This window comes from Steroidobacter sp., from assembly GCF_016790065.1.
GTDB lineage: Bacteria > Pseudomonadota > Gammaproteobacteria > Steroidobacterales > Steroidobacteraceae > Steroidobacter.
In genome coordinates, this window is record NZ_JAEUPY010000056.1 from 1 (window position 1) to 23913 (window position 23913).

The window sequence follows — 23913 nt, forward strand, 5'->3', positions numbered from 1 at the left end:
CGCGCGGTCGAGAATGACGTACATCGAATAATCGAGGTACGCCTTCTCGGTGAAGGTTCGCAGCGGCTGGCGCTCGATGCCTTCGAAATTCAAAGGAGGTTGCGTGGGCATAGTTCCAAACAGAGTTCGTTAAAGGACGAGCGCGGCTTACGGAGCGACTTCGGCAAGGTTGCCTTTGGTCTCCAGCCATTCGCGGCGGTCGCCCGAGCGTTTTTTCGCCAGCAGCATGTCCATGGTCTGGTCGGCTTCGTCCTTGGCTTCGACGGTGAGCTGCACCAGCCGGCGCGTTTCCGGCGCCATGGTGGTTTCGCGCAGCTGCAGAGCGCTCATTTCGCCCAGACCTTTGAAGCGGGTGACCGTCGGCTTGCCGCGCGGATGTTCGGCGGCCAATCGATCGATGATGCCCGAGCGCTCGGCATCGTCGAGCGCGTAGTACACCTGCTTGCCCAAGTCGATGCGATACAGCGGCGGCATGGCCACATACACGTGGCCGGACAACACCAGCGGACGGAAGTGACGCAGGAACAACGCGCACAGCAAAGTGGCGATGTGCTGACCGTCCGAGTCGGCGTCCGCGAGGATACAAACTTTGTGATAACGCAGGCCGTCGATCTTGTCCGAGCCGGGATCGACGCCGAGCGCGATGGCGATGTGATGTACTTCTTGCGACGACAGCACGTCGCTCGCATCCACTTCCCACGTGTTCAGGATCTTGCCGCGCAAAGGCATGACGGCCTGGAACTCGCGATCACGCGCCTGCTTGGCCGAGCCACCGGCGGAATCACCTTCGACCAGAAACAACTCGCCGCGCTCGGGCTCTTGCGAAGAACAGTCAGCGAGTTTGCCGGGCAACGCCGGGCCGGAAACCACGCGCTTGCGGGCGACGGCCTTGGACGCTTTCAAGCGAGTCTGCGCGCTCTGGATGGCCAGCTGCGCAATCTTCTCGCCTGATTCCGGATGCTGGTTCAGCCAATGACCGAACTGATCCTTGACGATGCCGGAGACGAACGCCGCCGCTTCGCGCGACGACAACCGTTCCTTGGTCTGGCCGGCGAACTGCGCCTCTTTCATCTTCATGGACAGCACGTAGGTCACGCCGTCCCAGACGTCTTCGGGCGCCAGCTTCAGGCCCTTGGGCAACAAGCTGCGGAATTCGCAAAACTCACGAATGGCATCGGTGAGACCGACGCGCAGACCGTTGACGTGCGTGCCGCCCTGTTCGGTCGGAATCAAATTGACGTAGCTCTCTTCGATGCGCGGGCCATCATCGATGCGCCAGGCCAGCGCCCACTCGGCCGCCTCCTGTTCGCCTTCGATGCTGCCGGAGAACAACTCCGGGGGCAGCCACTCGCCCTGGCCGAGCGATTCGGTGAGGTATTCGTTCAGGCCGCCGGAGTACTGCCACTCTTCCTTCTCGCCGCCTTCGATTTCCAACGTGACGTGCAAGCCCGGGCACAACACGGCCTTGGCCTTGAGCACATGCTTCAATTTCGGAATCGAGAAGGTCGGTGCTTCGAAGAAGCTCGCGTCCGGCCAGAAGCGCACGCGCGTGCCGGTGTTCTTGGCGCCCACTTCGCCGATCACTTTCAGCTTCGACTTCAGTTTTCCCGAAGCGAACGCGATGTTGTATTCCTTGCCGCCGCGTTTGATGTAGGTCTCGAGGTTCTTCGACAGCGCGTTGACGACGGACACGCCGACGCCGTGCAAGCCGCCGGCGAACTTGTAGTTCTTGTCCGAAAATTTGCCGCCCGCATGCAAGCGCGTGAGGATCAGCTCGACGCCGCTCACTTTCTCCTTCGGATGGATGTCCACCGGCATGCCGCGGCCGTCGTCGGCGACTTCCAGCGAGCCGTCCTTGTACACCTTCACGTCGATCCGCTTGGCGTGGCCGGACATGGCCTCGTCGACGGAGTTGTCGATGACTTCGTGAGCTAAGTGATTGGGCCGACTCGTATCCGTGTACATGCCGGGACGCCGGCGCACGGGGTCGAGACCGCTGAGAACTTCAATATCGGAGGCGTTATACGACTGGGCCATCGGGTAACGAGCGAGCCTCGGTGGGGGCAGAAATTTGGGCGGCGCGGATCATAGCACGCAGTTTCGGCTGTACATCCAGCCAGCACCCGCCCCCGGCGCTGCAATCCAGGACTTTAGCCCAGGTCTTTGGCCAGGGAATCCCGCTGCGCCGGTGCCAACACCACCGAATAGTCGTAGTTGGGGTGATCGATGCCGAGACTGACCCCACCGCCGGCCTTGATCTTGGCCACCGCCGCCGCGCTCAGCTCGAAACGCAGAAAGTGCACCGAGGAGGTTTTTTCCTCGTTCTCGCGCTCCAAGTCCTCATCGGCAATGGCAAAAGCGCGCTCCTGGCCATCGGCCTGCACCCAGCAACGATCCTCGATGCCCTTCATCAGCGCCAGCCGCTGCTTGCGCTCCTCGGGATCGGGAAACTCGATTAGAAACGTGACCTTCCAGTTGGCGCCGTCCGGAATCAGCGGATTGTAGGCGTCCAGCTCATCCTGAATGCCGGCCGCTTCGAAAATGCGCTCGACGCGCAACATCTCCTGCACCTGATACTGAACGGTGAGCCGATCCTCGAACGCCCAGGTGACATTGGGGCCGATGGCAATCAAGCGATTGCGCTTGTGCTCGAGCACGCGCGCGCGAAATTCCTTGCGGCTGGTCGAGTACTGCTCGAGGCTCATCAAGTCGGCCCGGCTCAGCCGGCCCTTTGTGTCAGATCCCATACGCCCTCCGCAGCAGAGTGAGCGGATGCACCGGCGGCGCCGCCGTGCCCGCATCGGCACCGACCAGGCCGGACTCGATCTGATGACCGGCCATCGGACAATCGCTCGAATAATAATCGGCGCCGCCATCGCTGACCCGACGAATCACCGGCTTGCCGATTTTCATCGAGATGTCGCGATATTCGGTTTTGACGCCATACGTGCCGTTGTGCCCCGAGCAGCGCTCGATGGCATCGACTTGCGTCTCCGGCACCAGCATCAACACGTCGCGCGTCTTCAAGCCGAGATTCTGCACGCGCAAGTGACAGGGCACGTGGTAGCTGATCTTGCCCAGCTTGTGCGGGAAGTCAGTGCTCAACAGGCCTGCCTTGTAGCGCGTCCATAAATATTCGAACGGGTCGAACATGGCGTCGCGCACCTTGATGACCTGCGGATCGTTAGGAAACATCAGCGGCAACTCCTGCTTGAACATCAGCGTGCACGACGGCACCGGCGTGACGATGTCCCAACCCTCGTCCACCAGTCGCGCCAGCTCGCCGATGTTGTCGTTCTTGAGCTGCTCGATGGCTTTGAGATCGCCCAGCTCCAGCTTGGGCATGCCACAACACTTCTCGCGACCGGCAATGGTCACGGCAATGCCGTTGTGTTCGAAGATCGCCGTCAGATCTTCAGCAAGGTGCGGCTCGTTGCGATTGCCGTAGCAAGTTGCAAACAACACCACTTTGCCGCGCGTGTCGCCGGCCGGCTTGGGATCCAACGTCGGATGATCTTTGGCAGCGTGACGCTTGCGATAGGTGTTGCTGTGATATTCCGGCACCGGCGCCTTGGGATGCACGCCGAGGGTTTTATCCAGCAGCTTGCGGCCGAATTCAGTTTTGTTGATGGCGTTGACCGCTTCGGCCACCACCGGAATGCCGGCGATGCTGCCGACCAAGTCGGTCGAGCTAAGAATCTTGTCGCGCGTCGTGACCGGCTTCGCACCTTCGGGCGCGTTATTGAACTTGTACGCCTTGGCTCGGAGCATCAAGTGCGGGAAGTCGACGTTCCAGGGATGCGGCGGCACGTACGGACACTTGGTCATGTAGCACATGTCGCACAGGTAACAGTGGTCGACGACATCCCAGTAAACCTTCTTCGGGACGCCATCCACTTCGCCGGTGGAGGACTCATCGACAGCGTCGAACAGAGTCGGAAACGAGTTGCACAGGCTGAAGCAACGCCGGCAGCCGTGGCAGATGTCGAAGACGCGCTCCAGCTCTTTGAACAGCGACGCTTCGTTGCCGTAGTCGGGATCCTTCCAGGCGATGGGATGTCGGGTCGGCGCTTCGAGACTGCCCTCGCGGGCCGCGCTGCCGGGAGCGGTTATTTTTGTGTCGGACACGCAGTTACCTGGCGGATGGCTGGGACTAACGTGAAAGCGCGACGGCCGGCAGAGCAAACCCTGCCGGCCGTCGTGTTCGAACTCGACTCTCAGTCGATCACTGGATCGATCACTGGGTCGATCATCAGAGCGTGTCGAGCGCCTTCTGGAAGCGATTGGCGTGCGAGCGCTCGGCCTTGGCCAGCGTCTCGAACCAATCCGCGATCTCCTCGAAGCCCTCGTCGCGCGCCTGCTTGGCCATGCCCGGGTACATGTCGGTGTACTCGTGGGTTTCACCAGCGATGGCGGCCTTCAGGTTGGCGCCGGTCGGGCCGATGGGCAGACCCGTGGCCGGATCGCCTACCGCCTCCAGATACTCCAGGTGCCCGTGCGCATGGCCGGTTTCACCTTCGGCAGTCGAGCGGAACACCGCCGCGACATCGTTGAAGCCTTCGACATCCGCCTTCGCTGCGAAGTAAAGATACCGACGATTCGCTTGGGATTCGCCCGCAAAGGCGTCCTTCAGATTTTTCTCTGTACTCGTACCTTTCAGGTTCTTCATTGCAGCTCACCTCAATGGCCGGCGGGGTAGGAAGTGGCGAAAACAGTTGCATTAGACATAGTCTAATCGAGCAGAATCTAGTCCCGGCCGCGCGCCGAGTCAACGCCGGGGACGAATCGCTGCGCGCACTATTAACCGCCCTTTCGGGGTCTGCAGCAACTGTCGTTGTCCGCTGAGAAGCTATAAGCTTGCCGCGCCGCCAACGACGCCCATCATCGATCACCTCGCATCGTGACCAGTAAACTCCCTGCAACCGAATCCCCCGTCGAGCCCCCGGCCGCCGACTTCGAACGTTCGCTGGCCGAGCTCGAAGCCATCGTCGACAAGCTCGAGGAAGGCGATCTGTCGCTGGACGATTCGCTCCGGCAATTCGAGCGCGGCGTACAACTGACCCGCTCCTGCCAGAGCGCGCTCAAACAGGCCGAGCACAAGGTCGAAATGCTGCTCAAACGCAGCGGTGCCGAAGACGATCTGAGCGTCGTCCCCTTCGACAGCGACGCGGACGACGAGCGGTAAGCAGCATGTCGGTTCAATCCAGGCCGATCGAGCCCTCGCCGACGGCGGGACGGCACGCGGATTTCGCTGCCCGACTCAAAAGTTGGCAAGCGCGCATCGAGCGCGAACTGGCCGCTCGCCTGCCCTCTGTCGACGCGCCTCCCAGCCGGCTGCATGAAGCGATTCGTTACAGCGTGCTCGGCGGCGGCAAGCGCGTCCGGCCGGCGCTGGTGTACGCCACCGGCGCGGCTCTCGGCATCGACGAATCCAAACTCGACGGCGCCGCCTGCGCGATCGAACTGATCCACGCCTATTCTTTGGTTCACGACGATTTGCCGGCGATGGACAATGACGATCTGCGCCGCGGCCGGCCGACCTGTCACAAGGCATTCGACGAAGCCACCGCCATTCTGGTCGGCGACTCGTTGCAAGTACTGGCGTTCGAGATATTGGCGAACGATCCGAAACTACCGAAAGATGCGAACGTGCGGCTGGAGCTGGTACGACTGCTCGCGGTCGCCAGCGGCACCAGCGGCATGGCCGGCGGACAGGCGCTGGATCTCGCCGCCATCGGTCGCAAACTGTCGCTCGCCGAAGTCGAGGAGATGCACGGTCGCAAGACCGGCGCATTGATTCACGCCTGCGTGGCCATGGCCGCCGCTTGCGCTCCCCAACTTTCCGAAACCGCTCGGCGTGGGCTGGACGAATATGCTCGTGCCATCGGGCTGGCTTTTCAGATTCAGGATGATTTGCTGGACGTCGAAGGCGACGTTGCGGTCATCGGCAAAGCTACGGGCGCCGACCGCGCGCTCGACAAACCTACGTATCCATCCGTCACGGGTATCGAAGCGTCGCGTAAACTCATGCACGACCTGCATGCTCGCGCGCTGGCAGCTTTGGATCATCCCGAACTCGACGCCGAGCCGCTGGCCGCCATGTCGGACTGGCTGGTCTTGCGCAAGTACTGAGCCTGCTCTTGAGCGCCACGATTCATCCATCAACCGCCACTGCCTCGCCAGCCTTCGCCTGGTGGCTTTCCTGTAGACTGCGCCGGTCATGAATCTCGCCACGCCTCATCCGTTGCTGGCCGCGATCAGCTCACCAGCCGATCTGCGCAAGCTTGCCGCCAGCGAGTTGCCGCAAGTCGCCACGGAGCTGCGCCAATATTTGATCGACACCGTCAGCCAGATGGGCGGTCATTTCGCCGCTGGCTTGGGCACGGTGGAGCTCACCGTAGCTTTGCACTATGTGTTTGAGACACCTCACGACCGCTTGGTGTGGGACGTGGGTCATCAGGCCTATCCGCACAAAGTGCTCACCGGCCGTCGCGATCAACTGCATACCATCAAGCAGAAGAACGGGCTGGCGCCGTTTCCGACTCGCAGCGAAAGCGAATACGACACCTTCGGCGTCGGCCATTCCAGCACCTCGATCAGCGCCGCGCTCGGCATGGCCATCGCTGCTGCTGCCAATCAGGAACAACGCCGCGTCGTCGCGGTGATCGGCGATGGCGCCATGAGCGCCGGCATGGCGTTCGAAGCGCTCAATCACGCCGGCAGCCTCGATACCGACATGCTGGTGATCCTCAACGACAACGACATGTCGATTTCGGAAAACGTCGGCGCGTTCTCCAACTACTTCGCGCGCGTGCTGTCCGGAAAGTTGTATGCGACGTTGCGTGAAGGCGGCAAGAAAGTATTGAGCCGCATGCCAACCGTGTGGGAGCTGGCGCGCCGCTCCGAGGAACACATGAAAGGCATGGTGTTGCCGGGCACGATTTTCGAAGAGATGGGTTTCAATTACATCGGGCCCATCGACGGCCACGACGTCAATGCCTTGGTCGCGACGTTGAAGAACGTGCGCGATTTGAAAGGCCCGCAGTTCCTGCATGTGATTACGCGCAAGGGCAAAGGCTATGCGCCGGCCGAAGCGGATCCCATCAAATGGCATGGGCCGGGTCCATTCGATCCCAAGAGCGGCGTGATCTTCAAGGAAAAGGCCAGCGGCCCGAGCTACTCCCAAGTGTTCGGCCAATGGATGTGCGACATGGCGGCCGCTGACCCCAAAGTGGTGGCGATCACGCCGGCCATGCGCGAAGGCTCCGGGCTGGTCGAATATTCCAAACGGTTTGCGACTCGTTACTTCGACGTCGCCATCGCCGAACAACATGCGGTGACGTTGGCTGCCGGCATGGCGTGCGAAGGTTTGCGGCCGGTGGTCGCGATCTATTCGACGTTCCTGCAGCGTGCGTATGACCAACTGATTCATGACGTGGCGATTCAAAACCTGCCGGTCACCTTCGCAGTCGATCGCGCCGGCCTGGTCGGCGGCGACGGCGCGACTCATCAAGGCAGCTTCGATCTGTCGTTCCTGCGCTGTGTGCCCAATCTGTTGATCATGGCGCCGGCCGATGAGAACGAGTGCCGCCAGATGCTGTTCACCGCCGTGCAGTCGAATGTGCCGGCCGCCGTGCGTTATCCGCGAGGCCAGGGGCCAGGCGCGGTCATCGAATCCAACATGCGGGCGTTGCCCATCGGCAAGGCTCAAGTGCGGCGGGAAGGCCGCAGCGGATTGGCCATTTTCGCGGTCGGCGCCATGGTCCCGCTGTGCGAGCGGATCGCCGAAAAGATCGACGCCACTTTGGTGAACCTGCGCTTCATCAAGCCGCTGGACGAAGAATTAGTCGTGCGCGTGGCCGCCAACCATCGCGCCATCGTCACCGTCGAAGAGAACGTGGTCGCCGGTGGCGCCGGCTCGGCCATCGCCGAATGCCTGGCCGCGCACGGACATATTCCACCCAGCCTGAACCGGGGCATCCCGGACCGGTTCATCGAACACGGCACGCGCGAGGACTGCCTGGCAGCCGCCGGCCTGGACCTGGCGTCCCTGGAATCGGCCATTACCCGCTGGTGGCAGGGCGAAAAACGCCTCGCCGTCGGGGGCTAGCGGGCGCAAATTCAGCCCATTTTGGGCATTTCAGTATTTCCAGGACGGTAGAACGGCCTCCCGGGCCCTTGATCTATACTGGCCCGACCAAATCGATAGCCAGCTAAGGCCGGAGTTCCGGCCCGGTCCGGAAATCCTGTATGTCGACATTGCCCAAAAGCGTGGCCTCGCCCCCTCCGACCTCCATCGAGGATGTGCAGGCGCGTGCCGACTCTCGCCGTATTCCGATCAACAAGGTCGGCATCAAGGACGTGTATCACCCGGTGCGGGTGAAAGACCGCTCCAGCGGCGAGCAGCACACGGTCGCCAACTTCAACATGTACGTCGCCCTGCCCCACAACTTCAAGGGCACGCACATGTCACGCTTCGTCGAGCTGCTCCATGGCAACGAGCGCGAGATCTCCGTCGAATCGTTCCGAGACATCCTGGCGCAGATGACCGAGAAGCTGAACGCGCAGACCGGTCACATCGAAATGGAGTTTCCGTTTTTCGTGATGAAGAAGGCGCCGGTGTCCGGCGTCGAAAGCTTGATGAACTATCAAGCCTCGTTGATCGGCGAGCTCCACAACGGCGTTTCCGAGCTATGGCTCAAAGTGGTGGTGGCCGCCACCAGCCTGTGCCCCTGCTCCAAGGACATTTCCAAGTACGGCGCTCATAACCAGCGCTCGCACATCACCATCAAGGCCAAGGTCGACGGCCACATGTGGCTGGAAGAGTTGATCGACATCGCCGAGTCGGAAGCCTCGTGCGAAGTGTTCGGCATCTTGAAACGCGCCGATGAGAAGCACGTGACCGAACGCGCCTATGAGAATCCAAAGTTCGTCGAAGACATCGTTCGCGATGTCGCGGTCCGGATGAACGAGGAAGATCGCGTGCGGGCGTATGTGGTGGAGGCCGAGAACTTCGAGTCCATCCATAACCACTCGGCTTACGCGCTGATCGAAAAGAACAAGGACGAGGTGCCAGGCCTCTAGCCGGGTCTTTAGGAGACCTCTGGGACGATAGCCGCCCGGTCGAGATTTGTAGATACTTCACCTACAAATCTGACTGCTTCAGAGCTATCGATGCCCACGGCCTCCCTGCACGACCGGCTTCCGGCCCTCCGGAAGTGGATCGAGACCATCGTCGAAACGCATCGGCCCGCCGCGCGCCCGGTCGCCTCGCTAGGCTTTCCGCGCCTCGGTCACTACTTCTCGGCGGACTTTCTGAATCTAACCTTGCTGGTCGAGGTGGAGCACGTCGCCAAACCGCCGCTCAGCGCGCTCGGGCTGCATCAGTTCGCCGACTTCGAACAGGTGAACTCGGCCGCCATCACTTACCTGGATCTGTGCTTGGTCGACCGAAATCGAGTGGCGGACGAGGCGCTGCTGTTTCACGAGCTGGTACACGCCGTTCAGTGGCAAGTGCTCGGCACCGAACGATTCATCCTGGCTTATGCGTTAGGCCACATCAGCGGGCGCGGCTATGAAGGTAACCCGTTCGAAGTGATCGCGCGGCAGCTCGAGAGCCGATTCGTGCACCAGGCGTCCACATTCAGAGTCGAACCGATCGTCAAGCAGCACCTGGATCAAGTCGCGCCCACATTACTGAGCGCCGCCGACGCCCTGCTGCGTCGTCCATAAAAAAACCGGGCAAAGCCCGGTTTTTTTTAAGTAAACATTGGCGGCGTTATTAGCTGGCGCTTTGCAACCGGCTGATCAAGCTTCTCAAAAACACCTTGTTGAATCGCAGCTGACACGCCGCCGAGCTCTGCTCAAGCAACGTCGAGCTGACCTTCATCAACGTCACGCCGGTCAGCGCCTTGATGGTCGCCAAGCGCTTGGCGCCGCGCACGTAACTGGTCTCGCCGAAACAATCGCCGGCTTCGAGCTGACCGACCACATTGCCATTACGCATGACCGCGACATTGCCGGACACGATCACGTAGAAGCGATCGTCCATCTCGCCTTCCTTGACGATCTCCTCGCCCTCCTCGTAGTCCTGCCACGTGCTCGCGCGCAGTACTTCGAGAATTTCCGACTGCGAGAAGTCATGGAAAAACTTCAGCGTGCGCAGGATGGAAAACTGTTCCTGGCGGTCCAGCTTGGACGTGCCATCGCGCAGCGCCTGGTGAACTCGCGTCAGATCCGCAGCCAGCTCCAAGCCGTTGCGATAGCGCTTGGCCGGATCCTTCTGCAACGCCTTGGCCACCGACGTTTCCAGCACTTCCGGAATATCCGGGCGGAGCGCATGAATCGGCTGGGCCGTGGCGTAAACGATCTGATGCAACAGCTTGGACAGATTGCCGCCGCGGAATGGACGGAAGCCGGTGAGCATCTCGTACAACACCGCGCCCAGCGAATACAAATCCGAGCGATTGGTGATATCGAGCGACTGCACCTGCTCGGGCGACATGTAAGACGGACTGCCGGCGATGCCTTCGATCCGGGAAATATCCGAGTCCGCGACCAGCGCGATACCAAAGTCGATGATGCGCACGTCATTGGCCTGCGTGAGCATGATGTTCGATGGCTTGATGTCGCGATGAATGACGCCGCGGCTGTGTGCGTAATGCAAAGCCTTGGCGCACTTGTACATGATCTCCACCACGTCATCGACGGGCAGCAGATTGTCGGGTTTGCAGTAAGCGGACAGCGTGCGAGCGCCGTGCACGTGTTCGGTAACGATGTAGTAGTGACCGTTCTCTTCGCCGGCGTCGAAGATGGGCAGGATGTTCGGATGCTGGAGCATGCCGACCATGTGCGCTTCGGACAGGAACATCTTACGCGTCACGCGCGCGCGGTCTTCGTCGTGCGACTCGAGGTTATAAACCTTGATCGCCACGTCGCGACGGTAGTAAGGATCGTGGGATAGATAAACGACGCCGGTGCTACCACGCCCGACTTCTTTGACGATGACATATTTCCCGATCTTCTCGGGAATGCGCTGCTCACGATTGGGGTTGCGCTGTGCCATCAGGCTGCCCATCTCACTGCTCGGGCTCACTACCGGCTCACTGGACTTGCGTCGTTATCGCATGGTGGCCGCAATCGCCACCGATGCACTAGAGGATGTACCGCATGCCGAGCAAAATCGCTGCCGCGAAAAGGCCCGCAATAACGTCATCGAGCATAATTCCCAGGCCGCCGTGGAGACTGTGATCAGCCTCCCGGATCGGCCAGGGCTTCCAGATATCGAACAGCCGAAAAAGCGCAAAGCCAGCCAAAACCCAGTAAAACTCACTGGGTGAGCCCAACATGGTGATGGCAAACCCGGTGATCTCGTCCCACACGATGCCGGAGTGGTCGTGCACCCCCAGCCGCCGGGCACTCTCACCGCAAATGTAAATTCCCACCGCTGCAGCGAGGATTGCGAAACTCAGATGTGCGGCAAAGCCGAACTGCATCACAAATAACGTAATCGGAATTGCGACCAGCGTCCCGCATGTGCCAGGAGCCCACGGCGACAAGCCGCTGCCGAAGCCGAACGCCAGCAGATGCACCGGCTGGCGCATCAGGGCGGGGTCGGCACTCCACTGCTTCACTGAGGATCACCGGCAGCGAAATGATCGTAGCCGGCACGCTTGATCCTGAACGGCTGGCCGTCGCGCAGGCACTGCACCGGGCCATCCTCGGCCGGGCCGGTGATGACGCCGATTTGAGTCACTCGTTGCTGAAGTTGTAACGAGCTGAGCACGCTGGCGGCGCGCTCGGGCGGCAAGGTGAACAGCAGCTCATAGTCGTCGCCGCCAGCCAGTGCGTACTGCAAGCCGTCGTCAGCTTCGAACAGCTCACGCATCGCGGCCGATTCAGGTAGCGAATCGACGTTCAGCTGCGCGCCACAGCCGCTGGCCACACACAGTTTCTTCAAGTCAGTGAGCAAGCCGTCGGAAACATCCATCGCCGCGGTCGCGACGGCGCGTAACTGGCGACCCAGCTCGATGCGAGGTCGCGGGCGTAAGAAACGATGTTTGAGGAACGCGGCTGACTCGCCGCCCAACATATGTCGCTGCATCACTGCGAGTCCCGCCGCAGCTTCGCCGGGAATGCCGGAAACAAACAACAGATCGCCCGGCTTGGCGCCGGAACGTGTCAACCAGGCGTCCGCTTCCACCCAGCCGGCGATTTGCACGGTGATGACCAACGGCCCGCGCACGGTATCGCCACCGACCAACGCAACGTTGTATTGGTTGGCGAGTTCGAACAGTCCACTGGAAAAGCCATTCAGCCACTGCTCGTTGGCACGGGGCAACGACAGCGACAAGGTCATCCACGCCGGCTCGGCACCCATCGCCGCCAGGTCGCTGAGATTGACCGCGATGGCGCGATAGCCGATGTCGGCGGCATCGCTATCCGCCAGGAAGTGCACGCCTTCGACGATGGTGTCCATGGCGACCACCAGCTTGCGTCCGGCATGCACGTCGAGCACGGCTGCGTCGTCGCCGACGCCGAGCAAAACATCGCCTCGCGCGCTCTTGCGAGCGAAGTAGCGAGCGATGATGTCGAACTCTCCGAGGCTCATGGGGCAAGAGTAACTGCGATTGGCGACCTTGTCGCTCGCCTGCAGGCGCCGGCCGGAATAGCGGCTACTTGCGCTCGGCGGCGCGAATCTCGCGAGCGGCGCGATCCAGCACCGCATTGATGTACTTGTGCGCGTCGGTGGCGCCGAAGCGCTTACACAAATCCACGGCTTCGTTGATGACCACGCGATAAGGAATATCGGGCCGCTTCTGCAACTCGTGCATGCCGACCATCAGAATGGCGGCTTCGACCGGATCCAGCTGTTCCAGCGGCCGATCCACGAACGGCTTCAACGCCAAGGTGATCTCGACATTGCGCTCGATGCACTCGGTCACCAGTTCGACGAAATGATCTTCGTCGACGCCGGCCGAGTCATCGCTTTCCAGATACTGCTGCTTGATCTCGTCCGCGCTCTGCTGGGTCAACTGCCATTGATACAGCGCCTGCATCGCCAGCTTGCGCGCCAGCGAACGTGCGCGCGATCCGGTGCCACGAGCAATTTGTTTGGGAGCTTCGTCGGTCATCAAGCTTCGATCTTACGCAACAGGTTGGCGAGCTCGATGGCGGTCACGGCCGCATCGGCGCCCTTGTTCCCTGCCTTGGTACCGGCCCGCTCCACCGCTTGCTCGATGGTGTCGGTGGTGAGCACGCCGAAGGACACCGGCACGCCAGTGTCGTTGGCCACCCGAGCCAGGCCGCCGGCGCATTCGCCTGCGACATAATCGAAGTGCGCGGTGGCGCCCTTGATCACGGCGCCGAGCGCGATGATGGCGTCATAGCGCTTGCTCAGCGCCAGCTTGCGAGCCACCACCGGCAAGTCGAACGCACCAGGCGCGCGCACCAGCTCGATTTGCTTGTCGTTCGCACCATGGCGACGCAAGGAGTCGACCGCGCCTTTCACCAGCTGGTCGACGATGAACTCATTGAAGCGCGACGCCAGAATGGCGAACCGCAGCTCGCGAACTTGCAGGTCGCCTTCGAGGGTCTTGATGGATTCCATGGGGATGAGCAGGCAGCGCCGCTAACGGGGGGTGCGAATTATATAGGACACCCGGCCGGTTAGGACATTTTGGCCGTCTAGCCGTCTACGTACTCCACCACTTCCAGGTCGAAGCCCGACAGGCCGTGCATCTGCTTGGGTGCCGACAGCACCCGCATCCGGCTCACGCCGAGATCCCGGAGGATCTGCGCACCGATGCCGTAGGTGCGCAGCACCTCAGGGCCGACGTGGCGCGGCGTGTGGGCCGTCTCCGGCTGGCTGATGGCCTGTACCGCCTCCATTAGATCGCGAGGCGTCTCGTCCGGACGCAGCACCACGATCACACCGTTGCCTTCCTTAGCGACGCGCGCCATGGCCGAGCGCAACGGCCAGCCCAGCGCCGGCTCGTGAATGCCGACCACGTCGCTCAAGGTGTTCTTCAGATGCACGCGCACCAGCGGCGGCTTGGCATCGCTCAGCTCGCCGGAGACCAGCGCCAGGTGCACGGTGCGATTGACGTGGTCTTCGTAACAGAACATGCGGAACTCGCCATACTCGGTCTGCACCTGCTGTTCGGAGATGCGCTCCACCGAGCGCTCTTTGTCGAGCCGATAACGAATCAGATCGGCGATGGTGCCGATTTTCAAGTTGTGTTGTTTGGCGAACTTTTCCAGATCCGGGCGGCGCGCCATGGTGCCGTCGTCATTCAGGATCTCGACGATGGCCGCAGCCGGCTCGACGCCGGCGAGACGCGTCAAATCACAACCGGCTTCGGTATGGCCGGCGCGCGTCAGCACGCCACCCAACTGCGCCATGATCGGAAAGATGTGGCCAGGCTGACGCAAATCTTCCGGCTTGGCGTCGCGGCGTACGGCAGCGCGAATCGTCGCAGCACGGTCGTGCGCGGAAATGCCGGTAGTGACACCTTCGGCTGCTTCGATGGACAACGTGAAGTTGGTGCGATGATCGATGTTGGTGTCGCTGACCATCAAAGGCAGACGCAATTGTTTGCAACGCTCGCGCGTCAACGTGAGACAGATCAGGCCGCGCGCGTAGCGCACCATGAAATTCACATCTTCGGGACGGACGAACTCGGCCGCCATCACCAGATCGCCTTCGTTCTCGCGATCTTCATCGTCCATGATGATGACCATCTTGCCGGCGCGCAGGTCGGCCAGGATCTCATCGATAGTGTTCAGCTTCATACGAGTCTCAAATCAGCAATCAATTTCAGGCGGGAGCGTTCAGTCGCTCGAGATAGCGCGCGATGATGTCCACCTCGATGTTGACGCGCGTGCCGGCGCGATAATGATCGAGTGTGGTGACTTCGAGCGTATGCGGAATCAAGTTGACGGAAAAGCGAGCGCCATCGACATCGTTGACCGTCAGGCTGACGCCGTCGATGCACACCGAACCTTTACGTGCGATGTAACGAGCCAGCGGTGTCGGCACTTCGAACTGCACACGAATCGAACGCGCATCGTTGACTCGCTCGACCACCGTCGCAATGCCATCCACATGGCCAGTCACATAGTGACCGCCGAGCGGCTGGCCAGCACACAAGGCTTTTTCCAGATTCAGCGGCTGGCCGGCGCTCCATTGGCCGAGCGTGGTGACGTTCAATGTTTCTAACGAGGCATCAGCAGCAAACGCATCGCCCTCGAGTCGCGTCACAGTCAGACAGCAACCGCTGCAGCTGATGCTGTCGCCTATGGCGACATTGCCCAGCTCCAAGCCCGGCGCGCCAATCAACAATTCCACGTCGCCGCCTCGCGAGGTCACCGCGCGCACTTCGCCGACTGATTGAACGATTCCGGTAAACATTGCGAGAGCCTGCAGCATCGCCGCAGCTATTGCGAGCCGGGGCTAATGAAAAATGACTACCAACCGGTCAGGCGCGCGGTCGCAGAATCAATCGCACGTCCTCGCCCACCGGCTCGACCGAGTGCATTGTATATCGTTGCGCCCCATCCAGGGCCTGCAAGGCCGGCAAGTCAGCCATGGCCCGCGCCTGCGGCCCGAGCAGCACTGGCGCAACGTAAGCAACGATCTCATCGGCCAGACCTTGGCTCAGCACCTGCCCGACCAGCGTCGGGCCGGCCTCGATCAACACGTCGTTACACAGACGCCGTCCCAGTTCCTGCAGCACGAAATTCAGATCGCTGCGGCCGTCAGCGCCGAGGTCAGCCAGCCTGACTTCAGCGCCGGCACGTTGCAATTCGCCGGTGACGGCAGCTGCGTTCGTCATCGGCGATGCCGGCCCGGTAAAGACCAACGTGGTGCCGGGCAGTTTCAACATCGCAGCGGTCGGCGGCATGCGTAGCTTGCTGTCGAGCACGACTCGCAGCGGCTGCCTGCCGAGCATTTCTATGGCCGGATCTCGCACGTTCAACTGCGGGTCATCGGCCAACACAGTGCCGACGCCTGTCATCACCGCACTCATTCGCGAGCGCAGCCGTTGCACGTCGGCACGAGCCGCCGCACCGGTGATCCATTTGCTTTCGCCGTTCGCCAACGCGATGCGGCCATCGAGACTGATCGCGCATTTCACAATCACGCGCGGCAGGCCCGTAGTCATTCGTTTCTCGAAACCGAGATTGAGTTCGCGAGCTGCCTCCGCCAGCACACCGACTTGCACGTCGATACCGGCCGCCTGCAACTGCCGCACGCCATCGCCACTAACTTTTGGATTCGCATCGAGCACGCCGATAACCACGCGACGCACGCCAGCGCGAATCAACGCATCGGTGCATGGCGGTGTGCGACTTTGATAGGAGTGCGGCTCGAGCGTGACATAGACCGTCGAGCCCTTAGCCTCTGCACCGGCTGCTTGCAGAGCCAACGGCTCCGCATGCGGCTCGCCCCACTTGCGATGCCAGCCTTCGCCGACGATGCGTTCACCCTGCGTGACGACGCAGCCGACACTGGGATTGGGTGGCGTGGTGTGACGACCGAGCGCGGCGAGCTCCAAGGCTCGCTGCATGATTCGTTCGTCGAAGCTGGCAACCATGGCGGGTTATTTTTTCTTTTCGCCGCCGTGCCACAGCGGCAACTGCCCTTCGGTGTCGCGAGCCCGAGCGCGCATGCGTTCGATCTCTTCGCGAAACGCGTCCACGTCCTGGAAGCTGCGATACACCGAAGCGAAGCGCACATAGGCCACTTCATCGAGCGAGTGCAGCTCTTCCATGGCCATCTCGCCGAGCATGCGCGCGGCTACTTCACGCTCACCGAGTGCACGCAGCTTGTGACAGATATGAACCACGGCAGCATCCAACGCCTCGCTCGATACGGGGCGTTTTTCCAGCGCCTTGAGTAAGCTGCTACGCAGCTTCTCCTCATCGAACGGCTCACGGCTGGAGTCGCTCTTGACGATGCGAGGCATGACCAACTCGGCGGTCTCGAAGGTGGTGAAGCGTTCCACGCACTTCAAACATTCGCGGCGGCGACGAATTTGCTGTCCTTCGCCCGCCAGCCGCGAATCAATGACCTTGGTTTCTTCGTGATTACAAAACGGACAGTGCATATGCCGAAGAAACCGCCGAGTCGTTCCCTGGTTACTTTCGCCTGGTTACTTGGCCGCTTCGTAAACCGGGAACTTGCGGCAGATCTGCTCCACCTTGGCCCGGGTCCGATCGACGGCCGCCTCGCTGCCATTCTCATCCAGAATGTCGGCGATCCAGTTGGCCACTTCGGTCACTTCGGCTTCCTTGAAACCGCGAGTGGTCGCCGCCGGCGTGCCGAGGCGCAGACCGCTGGTGACGAACGGCGAGCGCGGATCATTCGGCACGGCGTTCTTGTTCACGGTGATGTGAGCACGGCCCAACGCCGCGTCCGCATCCTTGCCCGTGATGTCACGACCGATCAGATCGAGCAGGAACAAATGGTTGTCGGTGCCGCCCGAGACGACCTTGTAGTTACGCTTGATGAAAGCCGCCGCCATGGCGCGCGCATTGGCGACCACTTGTTTCTGATAGGAAACAAAGTCGGGCTGCAACGCTTCGAGCAACGCCACCGCCTTGGCCGCGATCACATGCATCAACGGGCCGCCCTGCGTGCCCGGGAACACCAGCGAGTTGAGCTTCTTGTGAATCTCTTCGTTCGGGCGCGCCAGGATCAAACCGCCGCGAGGACCGCGCAGCGTCTTGTGCGTGGTAGTGGTCGTTACGTCGGCAATGCCCACTGGGCTCGGATACACACCGGCCGCAACCAGACCCGCGACATGCGCCATGTCGACCAGGAAATAAGCGCCGACCGCGTCAGCGATCTTGCGGAATTTTTCCCAATCGATGACGCGCGAGTACGCCGAGAAACCGGCGACGATCAGCTTCGGCTTATGTTCGTGCGCCAGACGCTCGACCTGCGCGTAGTCGATTTCACCCGTCGCCGGATCCAGGCCGTACTGGTAAGCCTTGAACAGCTTGCCCGAGAAATTCACCTTGGCGCCGTGCGTGAGATGACCGCCGTGATCCAGGCTCATGCCCAGGATGGTGTCGCCCGCGTTGATCAGCGCCAGGTACGCGGCCGCATTGGCCTGCGAACCCGAGTGCGGCTGCACGTTGGCGTAGGCAGCACCGAACAGTTTCTTGGCGCGATCGATGGCCAATTGCTCGGCCACGTCGACATGCTCACAACCGCCGTAATAGCGCTTACCGGGATAGCCTTCGGCATATTTGTTGGTCAACACCGTGCCTTGCGCTTCGAGTACGCGCGGGCTGGCGTAGTTCTCGGAAGCGATCAGCTCGATGTGGTCTTCCTGGCGGCGGCGTTCGGCATCGAGCGCAACCTGCAACTCCGGGTCGAAGCCGGCGATGGTGGCATTGGCGGGAAACATGGATACCTCGGTCGTGGGGGCGCCGATTGTACGGGAAAGTGGCTGGTTCGGCGGAAGCACCTGCACCGCAGACGAGCAGGCACAGTGCCTCAGGAAGCCGCCAACACCGCATCCTGCTGAGCTTCACTGTCCAGGAACGATTCGACCACCCGGCTCCAGGCCCGGGCCAGGTTGCGCCGGTTGTAGCCACCGCCGCCCATGGCTACCACCCGGCCGTGCCCCAGCTGGTCGGCAATGGCGCACAAGCGGGCCGCGGCATGGGCATGCGCGCCTTCGCTGAAGCGCAAATGGGTAATCGGGTCGCCTGCCAGGCTGTCCGCGCCACATTGGAGCAGGATGAATTCGGGCTGACCGGCCAGCAAGTACTCCTCGACGCGGGCCCAGGCCCGGTGAAATTCATCGTCCCCGGCGCCCGGCTCCAGCGGGATATTGAGTTTGGTGCCGCGGGCCGGGCCGGCCCCGGTCTCGGTCGCGTGACCGCTGCCCGGGTATAGATAACGGCCGTCCTCGTGCAGATCCGCGAACAGCAGATCCGGGTCGGCCTCGAACGCGTAGAACACGCCGTCCCCGTGGTGCGCATCGATGTCCACGTAGGCGATGCGCTTGAGCTGGTGGCGGTGTCGCAAGTAGTGAACGGCGATCCCGCAATCGTTGAACACACAGAAGCCCGCGGCCCGCTCCGGTGCCGCATGGTGCAGACCGGCGATCGGAATGAAGGCACGCCGCGCTTTGCCGGTCATCACCGCCTCCACCGCCGTCAACGTGCCGCCGACCACAGAGCTGGTCGCCTCATAGACGCCCCGAAATGCCGGCGTATCGCCCGCATCCAGATAGCCATGCCCGGTCACGGAGCGTTCACGCACCAAATCGACATAAGCAGGGGTATGAAACCACTCTAGTTCTTCGCGAGTGGCCGCTCGTGCACTGGCTCGCAGCACCCGGCCATCCATGCCGCACTGGTGCAACTCGCGCATGAATGCTTCGTGCCGATCGGTCCCAAACGGATGGCCGTCGCCAAAGCCATAGCGCGCGATTTCATCGCCGGAGACGAGCAGAACGCTGCGGCTGGCCTCGGACATCGGTGCGGTGCGCGACCAAACTAGGGGTGATGCCGAACTCTACCCCATTTCAGGGCCGGGGCGGCTTGGTTCGGCGAATCGCCGCCTGCATCAAAACGATGGCGGTAATCGGCGCCGTGAACACCACGAACAAGGTAATCAACAGCTCATGAATGACCGGGCGATGCGCCACCGCCGAGGCGATCAGCATCGACGCCAGCAACACGCAGCCCACGCCCAGCGTGTTGCCCATCGAAACGCTATGGATGCGCATGAAAAAATTCGGCAGCCGTAACAAACCGATGGAACCGACCAGGGTCAGCAGCCCACCGATGATCAGCAGCACCGTGGCCGGCAGCGCCACCCAAATAGATACATCGGGCATCATGGCTCGATCACCTCGCCGCGATATAGAAACATGGCCAGCGACGCCGAGCCGACGAAACCAAACAACGCGATCAACATGGCCACTTCGAAATGCACGTCGGAAGTCCAGCGCACGCCCAATAGCAGCAACGTCAACATGCCGTTGATGTAGAGCGTATCCAGCGCGAGCACACGATCCTGCGCCGTCGGCCCTCGCATCATGGCGATGGCGGCGTTGACCATCGCCACCGCGAAACATAACTGCGCGAACCACACCGCCGCGCCCAATATCTGGTTCATTGGAAGATCTCCATGAGGGGCCGCTCGTAGCGCTGCTTGATCGTGTGGGTCCAACGATCCGGATCCTGCAGATCCAGCACGTGCAACGTCAGCACCGATGAATCGTCGGCCAGTCCCGACCAGACCGTGCCAGGCGTGGCCGTCAAAATCATCGCGAGCACCGCCAATCCGTGCGGATCGTGCAGATCGAGCGGAATGTCGAGGAAGCCGCTCTTGACCTCACGCTTGCCGGTGAGCCCGAGCACGATGCGCCCAACCGCGAGGTTGGATTGCACGATGTCGATGAGCACTACGAACAACAAGCCAAACGCCAGATGCATGCGTCGCAGGCGCGGCGTGACCGGCCTCAGCTTTTGAAAACTGAGCACCATGCCGAACGCCACCGCCAGGCCCAACAAGATGTTGCCTAACGAGGCCGACTCGGTGAGCACCAGCCACAGCACCGTCAGGCCCAGCGGAAACAGGATGGGAATGCGTTTCATAGCGGCGCTCCGACGTTCGGCAGCACCGCGCGAATATAGGCACTGGGCTCGTGCAACCACTGAGCGGCGAGTTCCAGATAGTCCATCACCGAGCTGGCGACGATGGTCATGGTCACGCACAGCACGATCAAGAACGCGACTGGAATAGCTTCGATGAAGCGCAGTCTCGGTGTGGCACGCGCGTTCGACCAGAAGCTGCGAATGCCGCGTTTGGTCAACGCAATCAGTCCGGCAAAACCGGCGGCGAGCAACGAGAAAATCAGCAACCACGCATCCAAGGAAGACTTTTCGATAGCCTCGCCGAGCAGCGCCGAGATCAATGTGAACTTGGCTAGGAAGCCCACCAGCGGCGGCAGGCCGGTGGTCAAAATCACGCAACTCACAAACGCCATGCCGAGGAACGCCAGCGCCGCGGGAATGGCGACACCCACTTCATCGAGCTCGTTGTCGGACGCCTCGGCCTCTTGCGGCTCGCCGGCCATGAACGCAGTGTAAGTGGTCGGCTGCGGCGCCATGGTTTCGTTGACGGCGTTGATGCGCAATCGCTCACTCATGCCGGCGATCAAAAAGAACGCCGTGCCCGCCGGAACAGACGCGATTAGATACAACAGCACCGGCGCGGTCGCAGCTTCGATACGAAGCGCCACCACCGCCAGCAACGTGCCGGAAGAAACGATCACCGAGAACGCCACCAACCGCGTCAGCTGTTTGGCCGCGAGCATGCCGCCGATGCCGAACCACATGGTCGCCACCGTGCCGTAGAACAACCAAGGGCCAGCGAATGGCGCCGGTGCATCCGGCTGCGCCAGCAGCGAGCCCATGCGCAGCAGTGCATAAACGCCGACCTTGGTCATGATGGCAAACATCGCCGCCACTGGTGGACTGGCGGCGGTGTACGCCGTCGGCAACCAGAAATTGAGCGGCCAGATACCGGCCTTGATCAAGAACGCGATGCCGAGAATGCCGACGCCGGCTTCGAAGAGGCTGCGATCCTCGGCCGCCATACCGGCCCATTGCACGCCCAAGTCGGCCATGTTCAACGTACCAGCGACGCCGTAAATCAAGGCCGCGCCGATCAGGAAGATCAACGAGCCGGTGAGATTCACCGCAACGTAGTGCAAGCCTGCCTTCACGCGCACCGAGTTCGAACCGTGCAACAGCAAGCCATACGAGGCCGCCAGCAGGATCTCGAAAAACACGAACAGGTTGAACAGATCGCCGGTAAGGAATGCGCCGTTCAAGCCCATCAACAAGAATTGCAACAGCGAGTGGTAGTGCACGCCAACGCGATCCCAACGCGCCAGCGAATAGATGTGCACCGGCAACGCGATGGCCGCATTCAGCGCCAACATCAATGCCGACAATCGATCCACCACCAGCACGATGCCGTACGGCGCAACCCAGCCGCCGAGCACATACACCTCGACGCCATGCTCGAGCAGACCAGGCTGCGGCACGATCAATCGATACAAGAGATACGCAGCAATCGCTACCTGCGACAGCGTCGTGAACAGCGAGATCGATGCTTTGAGCGCCGCGCGCGAGGGCGGCAGAAACAGCAGCACCGCGCCGCAGACAAGCGGCAGCACGATGGTCAGCACCGGCAGGTGTTGCAGTAGAGCGTTCATTCGCCCTTCTCCACACCGTCGACGTGGTCGGTGCCGGTGAAGCCGCGCGAAGCGATCAACATCACCAGGAACAACGCCGTGGTCGCAAAGCCGATCACGATGGCCGTCAGCACCAGCGCCTGCGGAATGGGATCGTCATAGAGCGACGGATCCGGGATCACGCTCGGATCGATCAGCGGCGGCCGATCCAGCGTCAGGCGACCCATGGCGAAAATAAACAAATTGGTCGCATACGACAGCAGCGCCAAGCCCAGGATCACTTGGAAAGTACGCGGCCGTAACATCAACCACACGCCACACGCGCAGAACACTCCGACTGCGAGCGAATAAATCAGCTCCATCAGCGCACCATCCGAATACTGGTCATTTCCTCTGCATCCCCGGCGCGGCGATGGCTGCGCAACGACTGGTGCGCCAGCGCGATCAACATCAGCGTGGTCGTGCCCACCACCAGGAAATAAACCCCGAGGTCGAACACCAGCACACTCGACAAATGCAACTTACCGAGCAACGGCACCTCCGGCTCCCAGACCAGCGCCGACAAAAACGGTTTCGACGCGAACCACGCCAGCGCACCGGCACCGGCGGCGAACAACAGACCGGCACCGATCCAATACTGCGGATGAATGCGCAGCCGCGACTCGACCCACAACGTGCCATTGACCAGGTACTGAGCGATGAAGCCGGTGGCCATCACCAGACCGCCGACGAAACCTCCGCCCGGCGCGTTGTGACCGCGCAGCAGGAAGAAGATCGAAACCACGCCGGCCATCGGCAACAACATTCGTCCCAACACCGCCGGCACGCCCAACACGCCTGCGGGCACCGGCGCCAGCGGATCGGGAAGATCGCGAGCCGGGTCACGCTGTTTCGACGAGTTGGTCGACTCCATACTTTCCGGCGCGGGCCGAAACCGTCGCAACAGTTTGTAGATCGTCAGCGCCACGATGCCGAGCACGGTGATTTCGCCGAAAGTATCGAAGCCGCGGAAATCCACCAGAATCACGTTGACGATGTTTTGTCCGCCACCGCCGGGCAGCGCGTTGGCCACGATGAAATCTCTGATGCCAGGCCCGGCCGGTTTGGTGAGCACCGCGTAGGCCAAGATCGCGAGCCCCGTTCCTGCCATGATGGCCAGCGTGGCATCGCGCAGGCGACGCGCTCGAGCTCGCGGCCCATTCCGGTTCTGCAGTTCCATCGGCAGACGCTTGGGCATCCAGCGCAGTCCGAGCAGCAGCAACACCGTGGTAACGACTTCCACGCTCACTTGAGTCAGCGCCAGATCCGGCGCGGAGAACCAAGCGAAGGTGAGCGATGTAACCAAGCCCGTGCAGCCCACCATGATGAGCGCCGCGAGCCGGTGGAACTTCGCTTGCAGCGCTGCGCCGATGGCACAAGCACCGCCAACCAGCCACATCAACGCGAACGCCGGATCCACGCGCGTCAGGCTGGTGGTGAGATCGAACTGCAAGCGACCGACCGTAGCGACTGTGGCCGCCGCGATGACGGCGAGCACGATCAAGCCCAACTGAGTCTGCAAGCGAGTCGAAGAGATGGCCCGCACCAAACCGGTTGCCCCGCGGACCATTCGGACCTGCCAGACAGCGAACGCGCGCTTACCATCGAAGCGACGGAACATCGGTGTCAGCACGCCCTCCGG

At 61.7% G+C, this 23913-nt stretch carries 26 protein-coding genes; 5 read left to right on the forward strand and 21 right to left on the reverse strand.

Annotated elements, in window-relative coordinates:
- Window positions 1-147: 147 nt before the first annotated feature.
- The 4 genes from parE to JNL55_RS02040 form a co-directional block, all read right to left on the reverse strand.
- On the reverse strand, window positions 148-2037 hold the full coding sequence (gene parE, locus JNL55_RS02025) for a DNA topoisomerase IV subunit B (protein ID WP_293848637.1): 1890 nt from the start codon (window positions 2035-2037) through the stop codon (window positions 148-150).
- Window positions 2038-2150: 113 nt separating this feature from the next.
- Window positions 2151-2747, reverse strand: coding sequence for a DUF3501 family protein (locus JNL55_RS02030; RefSeq protein ID WP_293848639.1), 597 nt, complete (start codon window positions 2745-2747; stop codon window positions 2151-2153).
- The gene (locus JNL55_RS02035) at window positions 2737-4113 is read right to left on the reverse strand and encodes a heterodisulfide reductase-related iron-sulfur binding cluster (RefSeq protein WP_415922983.1); all 1377 of its coding nucleotides are present in this window, start codon (window positions 4111-4113) and stop codon (window positions 2737-2739) included. The genes JNL55_RS02030 and JNL55_RS02035 overlap by 11 nt, the downstream gene beginning before the upstream one ends.
- A 139-nt stretch (window positions 4114-4252) precedes the next feature.
- Window positions 4253-4669 (reverse strand): rubrerythrin family protein, encoded by a 417-nt coding sequence (locus JNL55_RS02040; RefSeq protein WP_293848643.1) that lies wholly within the window; start codon window positions 4667-4669, stop codon window positions 4253-4255.
- Window positions 4670-4900: 231 nt separating this feature from the next.
- On the opposite strand from JNL55_RS02040, the gene JNL55_RS02045 reads away from it, so the two are divergent.
- From JNL55_RS02045 to JNL55_RS02065, 5 genes are all read left to right on the forward strand, one after another.
- Window positions 4901-5185: an exodeoxyribonuclease VII small subunit gene (locus JNL55_RS02045; protein ID WP_293848645.1), complete on the forward strand. Its 285-nt coding sequence runs from the start codon at window positions 4901-4903 to the stop codon at window positions 5183-5185.
- Window positions 5186-5190: 5 nt separating this feature from the next.
- Complete coding sequence (locus JNL55_RS02050) at window positions 5191-6132, forward strand: polyprenyl synthetase family protein (RefSeq protein ID WP_293848647.1); 942 nt, start codon at window positions 5191-5193, stop codon at window positions 6130-6132.
- Window positions 6133-6220: 88 nt separating this feature from the next.
- On the forward strand, window positions 6221-8110 hold the full coding sequence (dxs, locus tag JNL55_RS02055) for a 1-deoxy-D-xylulose-5-phosphate synthase (RefSeq protein ID WP_293848649.1): 1890 nt from the start codon (window positions 6221-6223) through the stop codon (window positions 8108-8110).
- A 140-nt stretch (window positions 8111-8250) separates the two neighbouring features.
- Window positions 8251-9084 carry a GTP cyclohydrolase FolE2 gene (folE2, locus tag JNL55_RS02060; RefSeq protein ID WP_293848651.1) on the forward strand — a complete coding sequence of 278 codons (834 nt, stop codon included), beginning with the start codon at window positions 8251-8253 and terminating at the stop codon, window positions 9082-9084.
- Between the two features lie 90 nt (window positions 9085-9174).
- Entirely contained in the window at window positions 9175-9732 is a 558-nt protein-coding gene (locus tag JNL55_RS02065; protein WP_293848653.1) for a hypothetical protein, read from the forward strand.
- A gap of 49 nt (window positions 9733-9781) precedes the next feature.
- On the opposite strand, the gene JNL55_RS02070 is transcribed toward JNL55_RS02065, so the two are convergent.
- The 17 genes from JNL55_RS02070 to mbhE all read right to left on the reverse strand — a co-directional run.
- Window positions 9782-11095, reverse strand: a complete 1314-nt coding sequence (locus JNL55_RS02070) for a serine/threonine-protein kinase (RefSeq protein ID WP_293848655.1) — start codon at window positions 11093-11095, stop codon at window positions 9782-9784.
- 58 nt (window positions 11096-11153) lie between these two features.
- The gene (locus JNL55_RS02075; RefSeq protein WP_293848657.1) at window positions 11154-11633 is read right to left on the reverse strand and encodes a phosphatidylglycerophosphatase A; all 480 of its coding nucleotides are present in this window, start codon (window positions 11631-11633) and stop codon (window positions 11154-11156) included.
- On the reverse strand, window positions 11630-12610 hold the full coding sequence (gene thiL, locus JNL55_RS02080; protein WP_293848658.1) for a thiamine-phosphate kinase: 981 nt from the start codon (window positions 12608-12610) through the stop codon (window positions 11630-11632). The genes JNL55_RS02075 and thiL overlap by 4 nt, the downstream gene beginning before the upstream one ends.
- Before the next feature lie 64 nt (window positions 12611-12674).
- Window positions 12675-13133: a transcription antitermination factor NusB gene (gene nusB, locus JNL55_RS02085; protein ID WP_293848660.1), complete on the reverse strand. Its 459-nt coding sequence runs from the start codon at window positions 13131-13133 to the stop codon at window positions 12675-12677.
- Window positions 13133-13609: a 6,7-dimethyl-8-ribityllumazine synthase gene (gene ribE, locus JNL55_RS02090; protein ID WP_293848662.1), complete on the reverse strand. Its 477-nt coding sequence runs from the start codon at window positions 13607-13609 to the stop codon at window positions 13133-13135. Before ribE ends, nusB begins: the two co-directional genes overlap by 1 nt.
- 77 nt (window positions 13610-13686) lie before the next feature.
- Complete coding sequence (gene ribBA, locus JNL55_RS02095) at window positions 13687-14793, reverse strand: bifunctional 3,4-dihydroxy-2-butanone-4-phosphate synthase/GTP cyclohydrolase II (RefSeq protein WP_293848664.1); 1107 nt, start codon at window positions 14791-14793, stop codon at window positions 13687-13689.
- A gap of 25 nt (window positions 14794-14818) precedes the next feature.
- Window positions 14819-15412 (reverse strand): riboflavin synthase, encoded by a 594-nt coding sequence (locus tag JNL55_RS02100; protein WP_293848666.1) that lies wholly within the window; start codon window positions 15410-15412, stop codon window positions 14819-14821.
- Window positions 15413-15479: 67 nt separating this feature from the next.
- Window positions 15480-16598: a bifunctional diaminohydroxyphosphoribosylaminopyrimidine deaminase/5-amino-6-(5-phosphoribosylamino)uracil reductase RibD gene (gene ribD / locus JNL55_RS02105; protein WP_293848667.1), complete on the reverse strand. Its 1119-nt coding sequence runs from the start codon at window positions 16596-16598 to the stop codon at window positions 15480-15482.
- A 6-nt stretch (window positions 16599-16604) separates the two neighbouring features.
- The gene (gene nrdR, locus JNL55_RS02110; RefSeq protein ID WP_293848668.1) at window positions 16605-17111 is read right to left on the reverse strand and encodes a transcriptional regulator NrdR; all 507 of its coding nucleotides are present in this window, start codon (window positions 17109-17111) and stop codon (window positions 16605-16607) included.
- A 45-nt stretch (window positions 17112-17156) separates the two neighbouring features.
- A complete protein-coding gene (gene glyA, locus JNL55_RS02115; protein WP_293848669.1) occupies window positions 17157-18419 on the reverse strand; it encodes a serine hydroxymethyltransferase in 1263 nt (420 codons plus the stop codon).
- Between the two features lie 89 nt (window positions 18420-18508).
- On the reverse strand, window positions 18509-19498 hold the full coding sequence (locus tag JNL55_RS02120) for an acetoin utilization protein AcuC (protein WP_293848671.1): 990 nt from the start codon (window positions 19496-19498) through the stop codon (window positions 18509-18511).
- Between the two features lie 49 nt (window positions 19499-19547).
- Entirely contained in the window at window positions 19548-19862 is a 315-nt protein-coding gene (mnhG, locus tag JNL55_RS02125; protein ID WP_293848673.1) for a monovalent cation/H(+) antiporter subunit G, read from the reverse strand.
- On the reverse strand, window positions 19862-20143 hold the full coding sequence (locus JNL55_RS02130) for a K+/H+ antiporter subunit F (protein ID WP_293848675.1): 282 nt from the start codon (window positions 20141-20143) through the stop codon (window positions 19862-19864). Before JNL55_RS02130 ends, mnhG begins: the two co-directional genes overlap by 1 nt.
- Complete coding sequence (locus tag JNL55_RS02135; protein WP_293848677.1) at window positions 20140-20625, reverse strand: Na+/H+ antiporter subunit E; 486 nt, start codon at window positions 20623-20625, stop codon at window positions 20140-20142. Before JNL55_RS02135 ends, JNL55_RS02130 begins: the two co-directional genes overlap by 4 nt.
- Window positions 20622-22253, reverse strand: a complete 1632-nt coding sequence (locus JNL55_RS02140; protein ID WP_293848679.1) for a monovalent cation/H+ antiporter subunit D — start codon at window positions 22251-22253, stop codon at window positions 20622-20624. Before JNL55_RS02140 ends, JNL55_RS02135 begins: the two co-directional genes overlap by 4 nt.
- Complete coding sequence (locus JNL55_RS02145) at window positions 22250-22594, reverse strand: Na+/H+ antiporter subunit C (protein ID WP_293848681.1); 345 nt, start codon at window positions 22592-22594, stop codon at window positions 22250-22252. Before JNL55_RS02145 ends, JNL55_RS02140 begins: the two co-directional genes overlap by 4 nt.
- A partial coding sequence (mbhE, locus tag JNL55_RS02150; protein ID WP_293848683.1) for a hydrogen gas-evolving membrane-bound hydrogenase subunit E occupies window positions 22594-23913 on the reverse strand: 1320 nt, incomplete at its 5' end. The genes mbhE and JNL55_RS02145, both read right to left, overlap by 1 nt.

Excerpts from the sequence above, each read along its gene's own strand:
- parE (WP_293848637.1), bottom strand. The coding sequence starts at position 2,037 with ATGGCCCAGTCGTATAACGCCTCCGATATTGAAGTTCTCAGCGGTCTC.
- JNL55_RS02030 (WP_293848639.1), bottom strand. The coding sequence starts at position 2,747 with ATGGGATCTGACACAAAGGGCCGGCTGAGCCGGGCCGACTTGATGAGC.
- JNL55_RS02040 (WP_293848643.1), bottom strand. The coding sequence starts at position 4,669 with ATGAAGAACCTGAAAGGTACGAGTACAGAGAAAAATCTGAAGGACGCC.
- JNL55_RS02050 (WP_293848647.1), top strand. The coding sequence starts at position 5,191 with ATGTCGGTTCAATCCAGGCCGATCGAGCCCTCGCCGACGGCGGGACGG.
- dxs (WP_293848649.1), top strand. The coding sequence starts at position 6,221 with ATGAATCTCGCCACGCCTCATCCGTTGCTGGCCGCGATCAGCTCACCA.
- folE2 (WP_293848651.1), top strand. The coding sequence starts at position 8,251 with ATGTCGACATTGCCCAAAAGCGTGGCCTCGCCCCCTCCGACCTCCATC.
- JNL55_RS02065 (WP_293848653.1), top strand. The coding sequence starts at position 9,175 with ATGCCCACGGCCTCCCTGCACGACCGGCTTCCGGCCCTCCGGAAGTGG.
- thiL (WP_293848658.1), bottom strand. The coding sequence starts at position 12,610 with ATGAGCCTCGGAGAGTTCGACATCATCGCTCGCTACTTCGCTCGCAAG.
- nusB (WP_293848660.1), bottom strand. The coding sequence starts at position 13,133 with ATGACCGACGAAGCTCCCAAACAAATTGCTCGTGGCACCGGATCGCGC.
- ribE (WP_293848662.1), bottom strand. The coding sequence starts at position 13,609 with ATGGAATCCATCAAGACCCTCGAAGGCGACCTGCAAGTTCGCGAGCTG.
- ribBA (WP_293848664.1), bottom strand. The coding sequence starts at position 14,793 with ATGAAGCTGAACACTATCGATGAGATCCTGGCCGACCTGCGCGCCGGC.
- JNL55_RS02100 (WP_293848666.1), bottom strand. The coding sequence starts at position 15,412 with ATGTTTACCGGAATCGTTCAATCAGTCGGCGAAGTGCGCGCGGTGACC.
- ribD (WP_293848667.1), bottom strand. The coding sequence starts at position 16,598 with ATGGTTGCCAGCTTCGACGAACGAATCATGCAGCGAGCCTTGGAGCTC.
- nrdR (WP_293848668.1), bottom strand. The coding sequence starts at position 17,111 with ATGCACTGTCCGTTTTGTAATCACGAAGAAACCAAGGTCATTGATTCG.
- glyA (WP_293848669.1), bottom strand. The coding sequence starts at position 18,419 with ATGTTTCCCGCCAATGCCACCATCGCCGGCTTCGACCCGGAGTTGCAG.
- JNL55_RS02120 (WP_293848671.1), bottom strand. The coding sequence starts at position 19,498 with ATGTCCGAGGCCAGCCGCAGCGTTCTGCTCGTCTCCGGCGATGAAATC.
- mnhG (WP_293848673.1), bottom strand. The coding sequence starts at position 19,862 with ATGCCCGATGTATCTATTTGGGTGGCGCTGCCGGCCACGGTGCTGCTG.
- JNL55_RS02130 (WP_293848675.1), bottom strand. The coding sequence starts at position 20,143 with ATGAACCAGATATTGGGCGCGGCGGTGTGGTTCGCGCAGTTATGTTTC.
- JNL55_RS02135 (WP_293848677.1), bottom strand. The coding sequence starts at position 20,625 with ATGAAACGCATTCCCATCCTGTTTCCGCTGGGCCTGACGGTGCTGTGG.
- JNL55_RS02140 (WP_293848679.1), bottom strand. The coding sequence starts at position 22,253 with ATGAACGCTCTACTGCAACACCTGCCGGTGCTGACCATCGTGCTGCCG.
- JNL55_RS02145 (WP_293848681.1), bottom strand. The coding sequence starts at position 22,594 with ATGGAGCTGATTTATTCGCTCGCAGTCGGAGTGTTCTGCGCGTGTGGC.